General features: G+C 63.3%; 16 protein-coding genes. 5 read left to right on the plus strand and 11 right to left on the minus strand.

Features of this window, described 5'->3' with window-relative positions; all coding sequences use genetic code 11:
- Positions 1-12 precede the first annotated feature (12 nt).
- The 5 genes from pheT to rpmI form a co-directional block, all read right to left on the minus strand.
- Positions 13-2,400 carry a phenylalanine--tRNA ligase subunit beta gene (pheT, locus tag GGR38_RS16715; protein WP_183627297.1) on the minus strand — a complete coding sequence of 796 codons (2,388 nt, stop codon included), beginning with the start codon at positions 2,398-2,400 and terminating at the stop codon, positions 13-15.
- A gap of 11 nt (positions 2,401-2,411) precedes the next feature.
- On the minus strand, positions 2,412-3,524 hold the full coding sequence (pheS, locus tag GGR38_RS16720; protein ID WP_183627298.1) for a phenylalanine--tRNA ligase subunit alpha: 1,113 nt from the start codon (positions 3,522-3,524) through the stop codon (positions 2,412-2,414).
- 76 nt (positions 3,525-3,600) lie between these two features.
- Positions 3,601-4,503, minus strand: coding sequence for a helix-turn-helix domain-containing protein (locus tag GGR38_RS16725; protein WP_183627299.1), 903 nt, complete (start codon positions 4,501-4,503; stop codon positions 3,601-3,603).
- Positions 4,504-4,656: 153 nt separating this feature from the next.
- Positions 4,657-5,019 carry a 50S ribosomal protein L20 gene (rplT, locus tag GGR38_RS16730; protein ID WP_168603006.1) on the minus strand — a complete coding sequence of 121 codons (363 nt, stop codon included), beginning with the start codon at positions 5,017-5,019 and terminating at the stop codon, positions 4,657-4,659.
- A 14-nt stretch (positions 5,020-5,033) separates the two neighbouring features.
- Positions 5,034-5,237, minus strand: a complete 204-nt coding sequence (rpmI, locus tag GGR38_RS16735) for a 50S ribosomal protein L35 (protein ID WP_168603007.1) — start codon at positions 5,235-5,237, stop codon at positions 5,034-5,036.
- 256 nt (positions 5,238-5,493) lie between these two features.
- Here rpmI and GGR38_RS16740 point away from each other — a divergent pair, with 256 nt between their 5' ends.
- Positions 5,494-5,745 (plus strand): (2Fe-2S)-binding protein, encoded by a 252-nt coding sequence (locus tag GGR38_RS16740; protein ID WP_343059146.1) that lies wholly within the window; start codon positions 5,494-5,496, stop codon positions 5,743-5,745.
- Positions 5,746-5,812: 67 nt separating this feature from the next.
- Positions 5,813-6,292: a bacterioferritin gene (gene bfr / locus GGR38_RS16745; RefSeq protein ID WP_172339441.1), complete on the plus strand. Its 480-nt coding sequence runs from the start codon at positions 5,813-5,815 to the stop codon at positions 6,290-6,292.
- Here bfr and GGR38_RS16750 read toward each other — a convergent pair.
- Both GGR38_RS16750 and GGR38_RS16755 read right to left on the minus strand, forming a co-directional pair.
- On the minus strand, positions 6,289-6,693 hold the full coding sequence (locus GGR38_RS16750; protein ID WP_281379436.1) for a gamma-glutamylcyclotransferase family protein: 405 nt from the start codon (positions 6,691-6,693) through the stop codon (positions 6,289-6,291). The two genes, bfr and GGR38_RS16750, sit on opposite strands and share 4 nt — an antisense overlap.
- Complete coding sequence (locus tag GGR38_RS16755; RefSeq protein WP_425497064.1) at positions 6,690-7,508, minus strand: inositol monophosphatase family protein; 819 nt, start codon at positions 7,506-7,508, stop codon at positions 6,690-6,692. Before GGR38_RS16755 ends, GGR38_RS16750 begins: the two co-directional genes overlap by 4 nt.
- A 157-nt stretch (positions 7,509-7,665) precedes the next feature.
- Between GGR38_RS16755 and GGR38_RS16760 the strand changes: the two genes are divergently transcribed.
- The gene (locus GGR38_RS16760; RefSeq protein WP_183627301.1) at positions 7,666-8,610 is read left to right on the plus strand and encodes an AraC family transcriptional regulator; all 945 of its coding nucleotides are present in this window, start codon (positions 7,666-7,668) and stop codon (positions 8,608-8,610) included.
- A gap of 53 nt (positions 8,611-8,663) precedes the next feature.
- Here the strand turns inward: GGR38_RS16760 and GGR38_RS16765 are convergent, their stop codons facing one another.
- The 4 genes from GGR38_RS16765 to GGR38_RS16780 all read right to left on the minus strand — a co-directional run bounded on the left by GGR38_RS16765 (position 8,664) and on the right by GGR38_RS16780 (position 13,146).
- Entirely contained in the window at positions 8,664-9,599 is a 936-nt protein-coding gene (locus tag GGR38_RS16765; RefSeq protein WP_183627302.1) for a ribose-phosphate pyrophosphokinase, read from the minus strand.
- Positions 9,600-9,760: 161 nt separating this feature from the next.
- Positions 9,761-10,738 (minus strand): class II fructose-bisphosphatase, encoded by a 978-nt coding sequence (gene glpX, locus GGR38_RS16770; protein WP_183627303.1) that lies wholly within the window; start codon positions 10,736-10,738, stop codon positions 9,761-9,763.
- Positions 10,739-11,027: 289 nt separating this feature from the next.
- A complete protein-coding gene (locus GGR38_RS16775) occupies positions 11,028-12,395 on the minus strand; it encodes a homoserine dehydrogenase (protein ID WP_172339647.1) in 1,368 nt (455 codons plus the stop codon).
- Between the two features lie 58 nt (positions 12,396-12,453).
- Entirely contained in the window at positions 12,454-13,146 is a 693-nt protein-coding gene (locus tag GGR38_RS16780) for a hypothetical protein (RefSeq protein WP_183627304.1), read from the minus strand.
- Positions 13,147-13,677: 531 nt separating this feature from the next.
- On the opposite strand from GGR38_RS16780, the gene GGR38_RS16785 reads away from it, so the two are divergent.
- Both GGR38_RS16785 and GGR38_RS16790 read left to right on the plus strand, forming a co-directional pair.
- Positions 13,678-14,334 carry an energy transducer TonB gene (locus GGR38_RS16785; protein ID WP_172339435.1) on the plus strand — a complete coding sequence of 219 codons (657 nt, stop codon included), beginning with the start codon at positions 13,678-13,680 and terminating at the stop codon, positions 14,332-14,334.
- A gap of 94 nt (positions 14,335-14,428) precedes the next feature.
- Positions 14,429-15,178 (plus strand): MotA/TolQ/ExbB proton channel family protein, encoded by a 750-nt coding sequence (locus GGR38_RS16790; protein ID WP_172339434.1) that lies wholly within the window; start codon positions 14,429-14,431, stop codon positions 15,176-15,178.
- Positions 15,179-15,226 lie beyond the last annotated feature (48 nt).

Consider the following 15,226-nt stretch of genomic DNA (forward strand, 5'->3'; position numbering starts at 1 on the left):
CCCCTTAGCAAATCAACCGCGCAGGACCGCGCCCTGCTTGGCCGCCGCCGCCGTCACCTTGTCAGCAATGGCTTTCAGGTCGGCGTCATTATAGCTCTTTTCCGAAGGTTGCAGCGTGACCTCGATGGCCAGCGACTTTTGCCCTTCCGGCACGCCCGCCCCGCGGAAATCGTCGAACAGGCGCGCGGCGATGATATTCGCCTTGTCCGCGCCCTTCACCGCGCGCAGCAGATCGCCCGCCGCCAGATCGGCCTTCACCAGGAAAGCAAAGTCGCGCTTCACCGCCTGCAAGGCCGGAGGCGCATAATTGACGCGGGCGAAACCAGCAGCCCCCTTCTTGCCCGGAATGGCGTCGAGGAAGATTTCCGCCACCGCCACCGGGCCATCAAGGTCAAACGCCTTGGCGGTGGTGGGATGCAACATGCCGAAACGCGCCAGTACATTCTTGGGCCCAAGCCGCAAGGTGGCCGACTGGCCGGGGTGGAACTGCGCGCCCGCCTCGCCCATGATTTGCAGATTGTCCACCGGCGCCCCCGCCTCGGCCAGCAAGGCCAGCGCCTCGGCCTTGGCGTCGAAAGCATCGAACGCCTGCGCCTTGCCCGTAGCCCAGCCGCGCGGAGTCTTGTCGCCCGCCAGCACCACGGCCAGCGTCAGACGCTCGGCACCCTTGCCATTGGCATCGCGCAAATAGCGGCGACCAATTTCAAACAGACGCAGCGAAGAGCCGCCACGCGCCAGATTGCGCTTGGCCGCAGAGAGCAGGCCGGGGATCAGGCTGGGGCGCATGACTTTCAGGTCTTCGCTGATCGGATTGGCCAGACGCCACAGCACGCCTTCTGCGAAATGCTCGGCCTCACCCTCAGGCAGGAACGACCACGTAATCGCCTCATTCAACCCGCGTGCGGCAGCAGCACGGCGAAGGCGGCGTTCTTGGCGTTGCACCGGGGTCGCGGTCGGCTTGGCCACGCCATCCTCGCGGGGCAGCGGCATGCTCTCGATCCCGTCGAGGCCGTGGATGCGCACCACTTCCTCAACAATATCGGCCGCACCGTCCACATCCGGGCGCCAGCCCGGCACCGTCACCGCCCAGTCATCGCCCACGGCAAAGCCCAGCGCGGCAAGGATGCGCTTCTGCTCCTCGCCCGCAATCTCCACCCCGCCCAGCTTGGTCACCAGCGCGGGATCAAAAGCCACAACCTTGGGCATGGCAGGCGCAGCACCGGCGCGCACCACTTCGGATGCCTCACCGCCGCAGATCTCAAGGATCAGGCCGGTCAGCAGATCAAGCCCGGTATCGAGGAAAGCCGGGTCCACCCCGCGCTCAAACCGCGCGCGCGCGTCCGAGGTCAGGTTCAGCGCGCGACCCGTGGCGGCAATCCGTTCGGGCGTGAAATAGGCGATTTCCAGCATGACATCGCTGGTATCGTCGCTGCAACCCGAATGCTCGCCGCCCATGATCCCGGCAATGTCATGCACGCCCGCCGCATCGGCGATCACAGTCATCGTGTCGGTCAGATCATAGGTCTTGCCGTTCAGCGCAAGGCACTGCTCGCCCGCAACCGCGCGGCGTGCCACGACCGCGCCCGACAGCTTGGCCAGATCATAGGCATGGGCCGGGCGGCCATAGGTGAGCATCACATAATTGGTGATGTCCACCAGCGCCGAAATCGGGCGTTGGCCAGCAGCCTTCAACGCAGCCTGCAGCCATTCCGGGCTGGGGCCATTCTTCACGCCCTTGATGGTGCGGCCATAAAAGGCGGGGCAGCCATCAATATCCTCGGTGCGGATTTCGACCGGGCAGGCATAGGAACCGGCAATCCCCGGCGCGGCGATGGGCTTCAACGTGCCCAGACCGGCGGCGGCCAGATCGCGCGCGATGCCATAGACGCCCATGCAATCAGGGCGGTTGGGCGTGACCGAAATGTCGAACACCGGATCGGCGCCGTGATAGTCCGCAAAAGCGGTGCCGACCGGCGCGTCCTCGGGCAATTCGATGATGCCGTCATGGCCCTCGCCCAGTTCCAGCTCGCGCATCGAGCACATCATGCCGTTCGATTCGACGCTGCGCACGGCGGCAACCTTGAGCACCATGCCATTGGCAGGCACGACAGCGCCGGGCAGGCCCAACACACCGACCAATCCCGCACGCGCATTGGGCGCGCCGCAGACCACCTGAAGCGGAGCGCCATCGCCGGTATCGACCGAAAGCACCTGCAGCTTGTCCGCATTGGGATGGCGATCGGCGGTCAGGATGCGCGCAACGCGAAAGCCCTTCAGCTTTTCGGCCGGGTCCTCAATGCCTTCGACTTCAAGGCCGATGGCGTTCAGCTTGCCCGCGATCTGTTCGACGCTGGCTTCGGTTTCCAGATGGGCCTTGAGCCACGAGAGAGAGAATTTCATGCCGAAGCCCCTTATGCCTGTACGCCAACGCCGCCCGAAAGGGTCGGCACATCAAGGCCGGAAAAGCCGTAATGGCCCAGCCAGCGCGCATCGCCATCAAAGAAGGCCCGCAAATCGTTCATCCCATATTTCAGCATGGCCAAGCGATCGACGCCCACGCCAAAGGCAAAACCCTGCCACTGATCCGGGTCATAACCGCCAGCGGTCAGCACATGGCGGTTGACCATGCCCGACCCCAGCAGTTCCATCCACGAATGGCCCGGCGCATCGCCCGAACCGCCCACCACGCGGCGGCCATCGACATAGGAATAGCCGGTGTCCACCTCGACGCTGGGTTCGGTGAAGGGGAAATAGCTGGGGCGCAGGCGCAGCACGATATCGTCCCGCTCAAAGAAAGCCTTGAGCATGGTTTCCAGCGTCCATTTCAGATGCGCCAGCGTGATGTCCTTGCCGATCACCAAGCCTTCGACCTGATGGAACATCGGCGTGTGGGTGGCGTCGGAATCGCTGCGATAGACGCGGCCCGGCGCGATGATGCGCAAGGGCTTGTCACCGCCCGCGGCCAGCATCGCGCGGATCTGCACCGGGCTGGTATGCGTGCGCAGCACCATGTCCTGCTCGGTTTCATAACCGCTGGCGTCTTTATCTATATAGAAGGTGTCATGCATCGCGCGCGCCGGATGGCTCTCGGGCATGTTGAGCGCGGTGAAATTGTGCCAGTCGTCCTCGATCTCCGGCCCGGTGGCGACGGCAAAGCCCAGATCGGCAAAGATCTCGGCCAGTTCGTCCATCACCTGAGACACGGGATGCACGCTGCCACGGGCGCTTTCGGGCGCGGGCAGGGTCAGATCGACCGTCTCGGCGGCCAGCTTGGCCTCCAGCGCGGCGCCCTCCAGAGCGGCCTTCTTTTCGGCCAGCGCATTCGTCACGCCTTCGCGCAGCGCATGAATCTTGGGGCCCGTGGTCTGGCGTTCCTCCGGGCTCATCGCGCCCAGCGTTTTCAGCAGGCCCGAGATCGAACCCTGCTTGCCCAAAAACGCCACGCGCAGCGCCTCCAGCGCGTCCAGATCCTGCGCCTTTGCAATGCTGTCGAGCGCCTGTGCGCCGAGACTTTCGTAATCCATGCTCTGTCCGTTTGCTGATGGGCGCGCCGGCATCGGGCCATGCGCCAGCACCCTCTAGGGCGGCGCGGCGTCAAGATCAACCGCGCCCTAACCGCGCCCCGTTTGGCCCGTCCAGCGCCTGCACCGCCGCGCCCGCAATCCGCGCCCGCTCGCGCACAAAGGCCTCGATGATCGGATGCGGCATTTTGGCATATTCGCGCGGGGTCATGCCCATGAATTGCCGAAACTCGCGCACGAATTGGGCCTGATCGTGATAATGTCCGTCCAGCGCGCCGATCCATTTGAGCGATGGGTCGAGCATGAACTGGGCAAGGCTGCGCATGAAGCGCTGGCGGCGCAGCAAGGTTTTCGGGCCAAAGCCGAAGGATTGCTGGCAAAGCCGCTCAACCGTGCGCGCGCTGGTTCCCGCGCGGCGGGCCATTTCGGCCACGCTGGAAACGCCCGGATCGATCATCGCAGCATGAATCGCCTGAACCCTTTGATCATCACCCGGCCCCATGGAGGGCCACTCGGCAAAGAACCGGCCGATCCGCCCCAGTTCGCCCTCGACATCGGGTTCAGGCCCGAAAATCGCCTCGGCCAGCGGCATGAAGGGCGCAAAGCCATCATGCCCCGCCCCGTCCAGCACCGCATCGGCCAGTTCGGACGCGGGCAATCCGACAAATCGCGCCCAGCCCAGCGGCAACAGGCCCACGCCCCAGATCCGGCATGGCCCCACTTCGAAACGCACCGCATGGCCGCTGGGGCCGGTCACCGCAAAATGGCAATCGGCAATGCCCATGCCCCGCGCATTGCGCGCGGCCAGCGGCCCACCGGAGGAAAAACGCAGATTGGCCCATTCGGGATGCAGATAATCGACCACACGCTGGCCGGGCGCGAGATCGATCTCGGCCAAATAGAAGGTCGTGAAATACCGCGCCAGCTCCGCCGGAGGGGCGAAGAACCGGGCTCGGACCGATGATCCGCGCGTCAATGGCATCCCTTATCTTTTTGCCTTATCTTTTTGCGAACCTTATGCCCTGTTGATGGCGCATCCCACAGGTGAAGGCAAGTTCACCTACGCGCATCGGGCAACAAAAAAGGCGCGGAGGAGAAGCCCCCCGCGCCCTTTCTGTCCAATCGGCCTGCGCGCTTACGCGGCGGGCAGAGCAGCCTTGGCCTGAGCCAGAACAGCCGAGAACACGGCCGCTTCGTTCAGCGCCAGATCGGCCAGCGACTTGCGGTCCAGTTGGATGCCAGCCAGCTTGATGCCGTTGATGAACTGCGAATAGGTCAGGCCTTCGGCGCGAACCGCAGCGTTGATACGCTGGATCCACAGAGCGCGGAAGGTACGCTTCTTGACCTTGCGGTCGCGGTAAGCGTACTGACCGGCCTTTTCAACGGCCTGACGAGCAACGCGGATCGTATTCTTGCGACGACCGCGGTAACCCTTGGCCTGTTCCAGAATATTCTTGTGCTTGGCGCGGGTGGTAACACCCCTTTTGACACGTGCCATAACTCAGTAACTCCTCAGTTCAGCCCGTAGGGCGCCCACTTCTTGATCACCTTCGCGTCCGCGTCGGAGATCACCTCGGTGCCACGGTTCTGACGGATGTACTTCGAATTATGGCTGATCAAACGGTGACGCTTGCCAGCGACGCCATGCTTGACCTTACCGGTGGCGGTGATCTTGAAGCGCTTCTTCACACCGCTCTTGGTCTTCATCTTGGGCATTTTCATCTCCTTGATCTAGCGGTCCGTCCCGCTTGCCGTGGCAGCCCTTGATGGCCAGGCAGGCGAGCGAATCTGCCTTGCGGCAAATCCTCCGAACCGGTTGAAGGGGCGGCCCTTAGGGGTATCGCCCCCCAAATGCAAGGGCATTGATGGGGGTGGAGCCTTTGATGTTGCCCCGACATATCCGTGTCACGGCCCGGTGCCAGCCCTCTCCCCCGGCCAACTCACAAACAACTGACACCCTTGCCTTTTGCGAATGATCCGCAAGAAGCTTGCTATTGCGAGTGTTTCGCATTATAAGGCGATTCATTCTCTCTGGAGCCTCGTGGCAATGTATATCTGCATCTGCAATGCCCTGCGTGAAAAAGACCTGCGCGCCACCGCCCGCTGTCATGCCGGTGATGCCGAAACGCTCTACAACCGCCTCGGCTGTCGCCCGCAATGCCGCCAATGCCTCGAAGATGCCGATCAGATCGTGGCCGAAGAGCGCAGCGCCGTTCCGGCCTGAAGATCCATTTGCCTGCCCCATTCCGGCACGTTAGGCTGGCCGCTCAAGCCAAGCCGGAGACAAAACCATGAAGGGCGACGCCAAGGTCATCGAGTATCTGAATAAGGCACTCTATAACGAGCTGACCGCGATCAATCAGTACTGGCTGCATTTCCGGCTGCTCGACAATTGGGGCGTGCATAAGCTGGCCCAGTTCGAACGCCATGAATCGATCGACGAGATGAAGCACGCCGACCTGCTGGCTGATCGCATCCTCTTTCTCGAAGGCTTGCCCAATTTCCAGAATCTGGGCCGGTTGCGCATCGGCGAATCGGTCGAAGAAGTCATCAAGGCCGATCTCGCGCTGGAAATGGACGCGATCCCCCTGCTTAAGGACGCCATCGCCTATAGCGAAAGCGTGCGCGACTTCATCAGCCGCGACCTGTTCCAGAAGATTCTCGAAAGCGAGGAAGGCCATGTCGATACGCTGGAAAAGCAGCTCGACATGATCGAGCGGATGGGCATCCAGAACTACATCCAGCTCAACAGCGAAGCGCCCAAGGATTAAGCGGCAAAGGCCCGCCGCCGTCGGTGGGCCAACAGCCATGCGCGAAAATCACCACAGGCGATCCGGCGCGCCCCGCGCGGCAAAGCACCGCGCCAGACATAGGCATAGGCGGTGATCGCGCCAAGCTTCATCCTGCCCCGCCGGTATTCGGGCCCTTCATAGGCATCCATCCGCGCCAGCGCCCGCGCATTGAAACGCGGCCCCGCGCGATAAACCCTGCCCCGCACCACCCCCGCGCCCGGCACCAGCGCCGGATACCACCCCGCCGGATCAGGCACCGCATAGAGCCGCCCGCGCACACTGGCCGCGCGGCCACTTTCCAGCAAGGCATGGACGGCCCGTTCATGCCGGTTGCCCATGCCCGCCATCAATGTTCCATAGAAGAAGAAATGCAGGCTCAATGCTCGTGGTGGTGCCCGTGCTGGTGATCGTGATTGCAGGCCAGCGCCTCGACCGCATCATCCTGCCGCGCCGGATCGCCCAGCGCCAGCACATGCCCGGTCGAACCGGCGTGCAGCGGATCGCCGTTCCAGTCGCACATCAAACCGCCCGCGCCCTCGACCACCGGCACCAGCGCGGCCCAGTCATGCAGCTTGAGCCCGGCCTCGCACACGATGTCGAGATGGCCGCTGGCCAGCATCGCGTAATTATAGCAATCGCCGCCCATCACCATCCGGCGATAATCGGTCTTGGCGGCCAGGCCCATGAAATGCTCGCCCTCATGGTCGCTGAAATAATGCGGGCCGGTGGTGGCGATGGTGGCGTCGGACAATTCGCGGCAGCGCCGGGTGCTCACCGGCTGGCCATTGAACGTCGTCTTGCGGCCCGATGCGCCCACCCAGCGCTCCCCCGCAATCGGCTGATCGATCACGCCCAGCACCGGCCAGCCCTCGATCACCAGCGCGATCAGCGTGCCAAAGATCGCGCGGCCCGCCAAAAACCCCGCGGTGCCGTCAATCGGGTCCAGCACCCAACTGCGCCCCGAGGTTCCGGCCGTAATGCCATATTCCTCACCGATGATCGTGTCATCGGGGCGCTCGACGCGCAGGATCGCGCGCATCGCTTCCTCGGCCGCCTGATCGGCAAGGGTGACGGGGCTGGCGTCCTCCTTGCGCTCGCTGGCCACGCCGGACCGGAAGAAGGGGCGGATCGCCGCGCCCGCCGCATCGGCAAGACGTTGGGCAAGATCAATGTCGGCATCAAGGTTCAGTTTCATGGGGCTGCTTGTGCCTTTGCCCATGGGGTCGGGTCAAGCCGCAAGGCTGGCAATATAAGATGACAATCGGTTGACAAAGCGGCCCACAAGGGAAATTGAACTACTCAGGTTCAGGAAATGATTTTCACAACAAAAACGAATATCGGGTCCAATATTTATGCTCAAGCCAACCAAACCGGCCCTTGATGAGGCGGTAACCCCGTTGGCCGGTCGGTCAAGCAAGGGCCAACCGCTGTCGTATAATCGCGCGCCCGCGCCCGATCTGGCGCCGTGGCTGGGGCGGATCTATGTCACGCCGGTCAATCTGCCGCCCGATTACTGCCTCTCATCAGGCATCTTTAACGACAGTTCGATGGTGCGCATCCAACTGGGCGGGAAATGGACCGCCCATACCGCAGATGGCATCCACCAGCTTGGCCGAGCGGCTCTGATCTTTGGCCCGCAAAGCAAGATCATGCCCGTCACCGTCGAGGGCAGTTTCACCTCGATAGGCTATGCGCTCAATGCTGGCGCGGGCTATGCACTGTTCGGGCGCAGCGCGCATGAGATGGTCAACCGGCTGGTCCCGCTCGAACATTACGGGCTCAACAGCGAGGAAACGCTGGCCGCTTTCAGCCATACCGAGGACCCGGTGGCGATTGCCGATCTGCTCGAACGGCGTTTTCGCATTCTGGTGGAAAGCCTTGGCCGCCCCTTGCCCAATCCGATCAGCACCGCCTTCGAGGCGCTATCCTATGCCCATCCCAACGCCAGCATCAGCGAGTTTGCCGCCGAAATGGCGATCAGCACGCGGCAATTGGAACGGATCGTGCGGCGCGATTTCGGCATGCCGCCCAAACAGGTGATGCGCCGCGCCCGCGCGCTCGACATGGCCAGCCATCTGCACGGCGTGGCCGACGAGGCCGAGGCCGAGGAGCTGATCCTGCGCTATTTCGATCAGGCGCAGATGACGCGCGAATTTACCGAATTGTTCGGCGTGACCCCGCGCCGCTTTGTGCGCACGCCCAATCCGCTGCTGACGCTGGCGCTGGAATCGCGGCAGGCCAAAAGGCTCGAAGCGCTCGAGCGCGTGCCGCCTGGCGGCAACCGTCCCTGGCAGTAAAAGGCGCCCCTGGCAGTAAAGGCCCCCGCCAGCGGCAGAGGGCCTTATAAGTCTTAGTCGAACAGGCTCGACACCGAGCTTTCATCCGCAATACGGCGGATCGCCTCGCCGATCAGCGGGGCGATGGTCAGCAGGCGGATCTTGTTCGATTCCTGCGTTTCCTCGGTCGGCAGGATCGAGTCGGTGATGACCAGTTCCTTGAGCGCCGAATTGTTGACGCGCGACACCGCCGCACCCGACAACACGCCATGCGTGATATAGGCCGTGACCGAAGCCGCGCCCGCATCCATCAGCGCCTGCGCCGCGTTGCACAGCGTGCCGCCCGAATCGATGATGTCGTCGATCAGGATGCAGGTGCGCCCCTTCACGTCGCCGATGATGTTCATCACTTCCGACACGCCCGGCTTGTCGCGGCGCTTGTCCACGATGGAGAGCGGCGCATTGTTCAGACGCTTGGCCAGCGCGCGGGCGCGCACCACGCCGCCAACGTCAGGCGAGACCACCATCAGACCGGCATCGCCATTGCGCGCCAGAATGTCGGCGGCCATCACGGGGGCGGCAAACAGGTTGTCGGTGGGAATGTCGAAGAAGCCCTGGATCTGACCGGCGTGCAGATCAACCGCCAGCACGCGGTCCGCGCCCGCCGTGGTGATCAGATTGGCCACCAGCTTGGCCGAGATCGGCGTGCGGGGGCCGGGCTTGCGGTCCTGACGGGCATAGCCGAAATAGGGCATAACGGCCGTGATGCGCTTGGCCGAGGCGCGACGCAGCGCGTCGATGCAGATCAGCAGTTCCATCAGGTTGTCATTGGTGGGATAGCTGGTCGACTGGATGACAAAGACATCCTCGCCGCGCACGTTCTCATTGATCTCGACGAAGACTTCCTCGTCGGCAAACCGGCGCACGCTGGCGTCGGTCAGCTGCAGTTCCAGATAGCCCGCAATCGCGCGCGCCAGCGGCAGGTTACCGTTACCGGCAAGGATCTTCATTCGCGTATCTCCACTGCACGCGGCGTGAAAGACTCAGCCGCCGCGTTGCTTCCCTCGCGCGTGCCTCTAGCCAAGATCGGCAGGATTGCAAGGTTTGCCGCGCATACAAAAGGGGGCAGAAGCGCAAACCCCTGCCCCCTTTAGGATAATCGCAGCGCAGATTAAGCCCGGCGGTCGCCCTTGACCCAGCGCACGGTGCCGGTGCTGGCGCGCATCACCACGCTTTCGGTGGTCAGGCGGCCGGTGCGCAGGCGCTTCACGCCTTTCAGCAGCGAGCCATCGGTCACCCCGCTGGCGGCAAAGATGCAATCGCCCTTGGCCAGCTCGGTCAGGTCATAGATCTTGTTCAGATCGGTGATGCCCCATTTGTAGGCGCGGGCCTTTTCATCCTCGTTGCGGAACACGAGGCGGCCCTTGAACTGGCCGCCGACACAGCGCAGAGCCGCAGCGGCCAGCACGCCTTCGGGTGCGCCGCCCTGGCCCATATACATGTCGATGTTGGTTTCTTCGGTGTTGGTGGTGGCGATCACGCCCGCCACATCGCCGTCGCCGATCAGATAGACGCCGCAGCCAAGCGCGCGCAGTTCCTCGATCAGATCGGTGTGGCGCGGGCGGTCCAGCACGCAGACCACGATGTCTTCGGGCGGCACGCCCTTGGCGGCGGCCACGGCCTTGACGTTTTCGGTCGGGCTCTTGGCCAGATCAATGATGCCATCGGGATAGCCCGGCCCCACGGCCAGCTTGTCCATATAGGTGTCGGGCGCGTTGAGCAGACCGCCCTCTTCGGCGATCGCCAGCACGGCCAGAGAGTTCGGACCGGCCTTGGCGCAGATCGTCGTGCCTTCCAGCGGGTCAAGCGCGATGTCGATCTTGGGGCCCTTGCCCGCGGCCGCGCCGACCTTCTCGCCGATATAGAGCATCGGGGCCTCGTCGCGCTCGCCCTCGCCGATCACCACGGTGCCGTCGATATACAGCTCGTTGAGCTTTTCGCGCATGGCTTCCACTGCCGCCGCGTCGGCGGCCTTCTCGTCGCCGCGCCCGATCAGCTTGGCCGAGGCGATGGCGGCCGCTTCAGTCACGCGCACCATTTCAAGCACCAGAACGCGGTCGAGAATCTTGCTGGCAGGAGTAGCGCTCATAATCTGTCCGATTCCTTCAGGAATGTATGGCCCCTATGCCGGCCCTGTTGGTCGGCGGTGTGAATGCATGCTGTGAATACCTATGCAGACACGTCCGCTTACCTATGCATAACCCGATTGTCGAGCGGACAAATGCCGCAGATGCGAGGGCGGCGGCCCAAATCGGGCAACATACGAACCCAGCCATGGAGCGGGCAAAGAAAAACGCCGAGGGCATGGCCCCCGGCGTCGAAATTGTCTGAGTTACTGCGCATTTGCCCCGCGTGTTCAGCGAGGCTGAAACGCCGCGTTACGCGCCCAGAATCTGCATGACCAGCGGCTGGCCAACAAGGCTGGGCGAACCTTCGAGCAAGGTCAGCGCCTTGGCCACGGCCGCTTCGGGCACTTCATGCGTGACGATGGCGACGATAACCGCGCCATCCTTGCTTGCCTGACCTTTCTGGATCAGGCTCTCGATGGAAACGCCCGCATCGCGCATCGCGGCGGTGATTTCGGCCAGCACGCCCGGACGGTCCGCCACAAGGAAGCGGATATAGGCGCGGCCAAGGCGATGACCGGCAGGCGCCGGGGCCATGTCTTCCAGACCGTCAACCGGGATCGAGAAGGCCATGTCGGCTTCAAACCCGGTGTCCATGCCGCGCGCGATATCGATAAGGTCGGCCACCACCGCCGAAGCGGTCGGACCATCACCCGCGCCCGCGCCCTGAAACAGCAGGCGGCCCGAGAAATTGCCTTCGACCACGACCGCATTGGTCGGGCCATCGACATGGGCCAGCAGATTGTCGAAAGGCACCAGATGGGGCGCAACGCGCTGGAACAGGCCGGGCGTGCCGTCGGGTCCGGCATCGGCCTCGGCAGTGCCGATCAGGCGGATGCAATAGCCCAGCGAATCGGCCTGCGCGATGTCAGCGGCCAGGATGCGGCTGATGCCCTGCGTGTCTACGCTGCCAAAGTCGATCTTGGCGCCAAAGGCGATGGCCGACAGGATGGACAGCTTGTGCGCGGCGTCGATGCCTTCGATGTCAAAGGTCGGGTCGGCCTCGGCATAGCCCTTGGCCTGCGCCTCGGAAAGCACCTCGGCGAAATCGCGGCCGGTGTCTTCCATCGTCGAGAGGATGTAATTGCAGGTGCCGTTGAGGATACCGTAGAGGCGCTCGACCCGGTTGGCCGCCGCGCCTTCGCGCAGCCCCTTGATGACCGGGATGCCGCCCGCCACGGCCGCCTCGAAACGCATGGCCACGCCCTGCGCTTCGGCTTCCTTGGCCAGCGCCATGCCGTGATGGGCGATCATCGCCTTGTTGGCCGTCACCAGCGCCTTGCCATGGCGAATCGCATTGCGCGCCAGCACCAGCGCCGGGCCGTCCGACCCGCCCACCAGTTCGACCACCACGTCCACATCATCGCGCGCGGCCATCGCGGTCATGTCATCTTCCCACGCATAGGGCGAGAGATCGACGCCGCGATCCTTGCCGCGATCACGCGCGGAAACGGCGGAAACCTTGATCGGACGGCCCGCGCGGCGGGCGATCAGATCGGCATTGGCCTCCACCAGCCGAATGACGCCCGCGCCCACCGTGCCAAGGCCGGCCAGCGCAATGCGCAGCGGCGGCTTGCCGGATTGGGGCGAAAGAGCGGCGTTATCGGCGGTGTCGGTCATCATGGAATCCTCAGCTTTACGCTGGGCCACCTAGGGGGCAATTGGATTGCCATCAAGCCTATTTGCCCGGCTTGGCGATATCCCCGCCCCACGAAACCCGCGTGCGCGTGCAAGGCCCCAGATCGCGGCGCACCAACAGGTAATCGGCCACGGCCTGATCCTTGGCCTCCTGCGTTTCGCCCAGATTGGCCGAAGCAGGCAGCATTTCGGGCAGCGAGCAGGCCAGACGATACCATTCCAGCGTGCCCTGCGCGGGCGGGGCATTGGCCGCATCGACCACTTCGGAGAAGGACGCGCTCCAGCGCGAGGGCTGGCCTGCGCGGTGCTGGATGATGATCGCGGCAGGCGTACCCTTGGTGGTGGTCAGGAAGATCTGAGTCTCGCCCTCCCCCGCCAGATCGCCCTGCTGATAGAGCGCCATATTGATTCCCGTAATATGGGGCGGCGAATCAGGCGCGCTCAGATCGGCCAGAATCTTGCGAATCTGGGCCTCCAACGGCTGGCTCCACGGCAATTGCGCATCGGGAGAAACCAGTTGAATGTCGCCCGGCGTGGTTCCAGGGCGGGCGAAAAGCAGCACCATCTGCTTCTTTGGATTGGGAATTTTGTGGCGCGAATCGAGCCGGACATCGGCCAGATAGCGCACCGAGGCCGAAACCGAGCCGGTTCCGCTCAACAAATCAATTCCCTGCGCCTCGATATAGGCGCGCTGGACGGTGGCAAAGGGCGAAACATCCCTGGCCTCGGGCATGGGAATCACCTTTTTCAGCTCGGCAAAGACGACCAAAGGCGATGATTCGGCCAGACCAACAAGGTCAGCATACGATTGTACGACATTTTGCGTAAGCGGGGTCTGAGCCCCTGCAGACACCGGAACAAACAGCGGCAATAGAGCCGCAAAGCAAGCCGATTTCCACCCTCGGATGCCTTGAAACATCGCGGAAAACTCCGAAAAATTCGCCATTGGCGCATAACCCCTGCAAAAGGCCCCCAAGGGTGCCCGTTAGATAGGCTTTAACACAAATGAATTTTGCCTGAACCCCACCCCCCTGCGCATAAGGCGTTGCGCCGAGTCGGCAAGGTGGCTAGGATTGGCAAAAAAGCGGACCCCCAATAAAGGGGGCCGATGCGTTCGCCGAAAGCCGACACATAAGGCATTTGGCGAATATCCGGTAAATCCGGCAGGGTGGATATGAGCTTTTCCCCATGGACTTCGCCTTCGGGTTCGGTTCATGGTCGGCCCGGGGCTTGCCCGGGTTTTTGTATGGAGTGATGCGTCTGAATGGCCTACGCTGATCAACAATTGAGCGGTAATCGCCTTACCGCCATTATCATCGTTGCCTTGATTCACATCGTCGTTGGTTATGCCTTGGTCTCTGGTCTTGCCTACTCGGCGGTTCAGAAGGTCATGAAAAAAGTAACGACTGTCGATATCAAGCAAGAGGAGAAACCGCCGCCACCGCCTCCGCCGCCGCCGAAGGACGCTCCGCCGCCGCCGATCGTCGCTCCGCCGCCGCCGGTGAACGTGGCGCCCGTTAGCGCGCCCGTGATCGAGACGGTTTCGGTTGCACCGCCGCCGGCGCCGCCGGCGCCTGTGTTGGCACCGCCTGCGCCTTCGGCTCCGCCGCCGCCGCGCTTTACGCCTGTTGGCGCTGCCCCCAAGGGCAACCCTGCCAACTGGGCGACGCCTGAAGACTATCCCTCGCGCCCCCTGCGTGAAGGTGTTCAGGGCACCACTGGTTTCCGTCTGACGGTTTCCACGGATGGGCGCGTGTCGAGTTGCGAAATCACGGCCAGCTCGGGCAATGCCGAACTGGACGCTGCGACTTGCAAATACGTCACCAGCCGCGCGCGTTTCACGCCCGCCAAGGATGGCGAAGGCCAGCCCACCACCGGCGTTTATGCCAATCGCGTGAAGTGGGTCATCCCGAAGGACTGAGCCACACTCCCCAGGGGATCTGCGGCATGAAGGCCCGGTCCCTACTGTAAATGACCCTATTCTCTACTCGAGAGCCCTTTGAGAGGACCATCGCATGCTTATTGACATTCTGACCGCCGCTGCTGGCGCGGCTCCGCAGAACAAGTTCGGCTTCAAGGAAGCCCTGGAACAGGGCGGTCTGATCGCTCAGTCGACCGTGACCATCATGGCGATTTTCTCGTTCGGTTCGTTCTTCGTGCTGTTCACCCGCTGGTCGGATCAGTCGAAGATCCTGAAGCAGTACAAGGCTCTGGGCACGTTCTGGAAGGCCGCTTCGCTCAAGGAAGGCGCCGCCAAGCTGGAAAAGACCAGCCCGTTCCGTGACATCGTCGAAGCCGGTATCCTGGCTGAAGAAAACCACGGCAAGATGGCTGACTCGCTTGAAGCCCACGACTGGGTTCACTCGTCGCTGGCCCGCACCGAAGCCTCGATCGGCGCGTTCCTTGCTCGCGGCCTGCCCTTCCTCGCCACCGTCGGTTCGACCGCTCCTTTCGTGGGTCTGTTCGGTACCGTGGTCGGCATCTACCGCGCTCTGATCGCCATCGGCCTGGCCGGTTCGGCCTCGATCGACAAGGTTGCCGGCCCCGTGGGTGAAGCTCTGATCATGACCGCCATCGGTCTGCTCGTCGCTGTGCCTGCCGTGCTTGCCTACAACTTCCTGCAGTCGCGCAACAAGCGCATCAACGAGCTGCTGACCGGCTTCTCGGCTGACGTGCTGGCCTACATCAACTCGAAGGGCGCCATCAAGCCCGTCGTGGCTGCTGCTCCGGTCAAGGCTGCTCCGGCTCCCGCCGCCAAGAAGTAAGACATGAGGCAGGCATCCGGGCGGCCAGTCTGCCCGGATGTACGGGAA

The sequence above is a fragment of the Novosphingobium sediminicola genome, assembly GCF_014196525.1.
Classification (GTDB): Bacteria; Pseudomonadota; Alphaproteobacteria; order Sphingomonadales; family Sphingomonadaceae; genus Novosphingobium; species Novosphingobium sediminicola.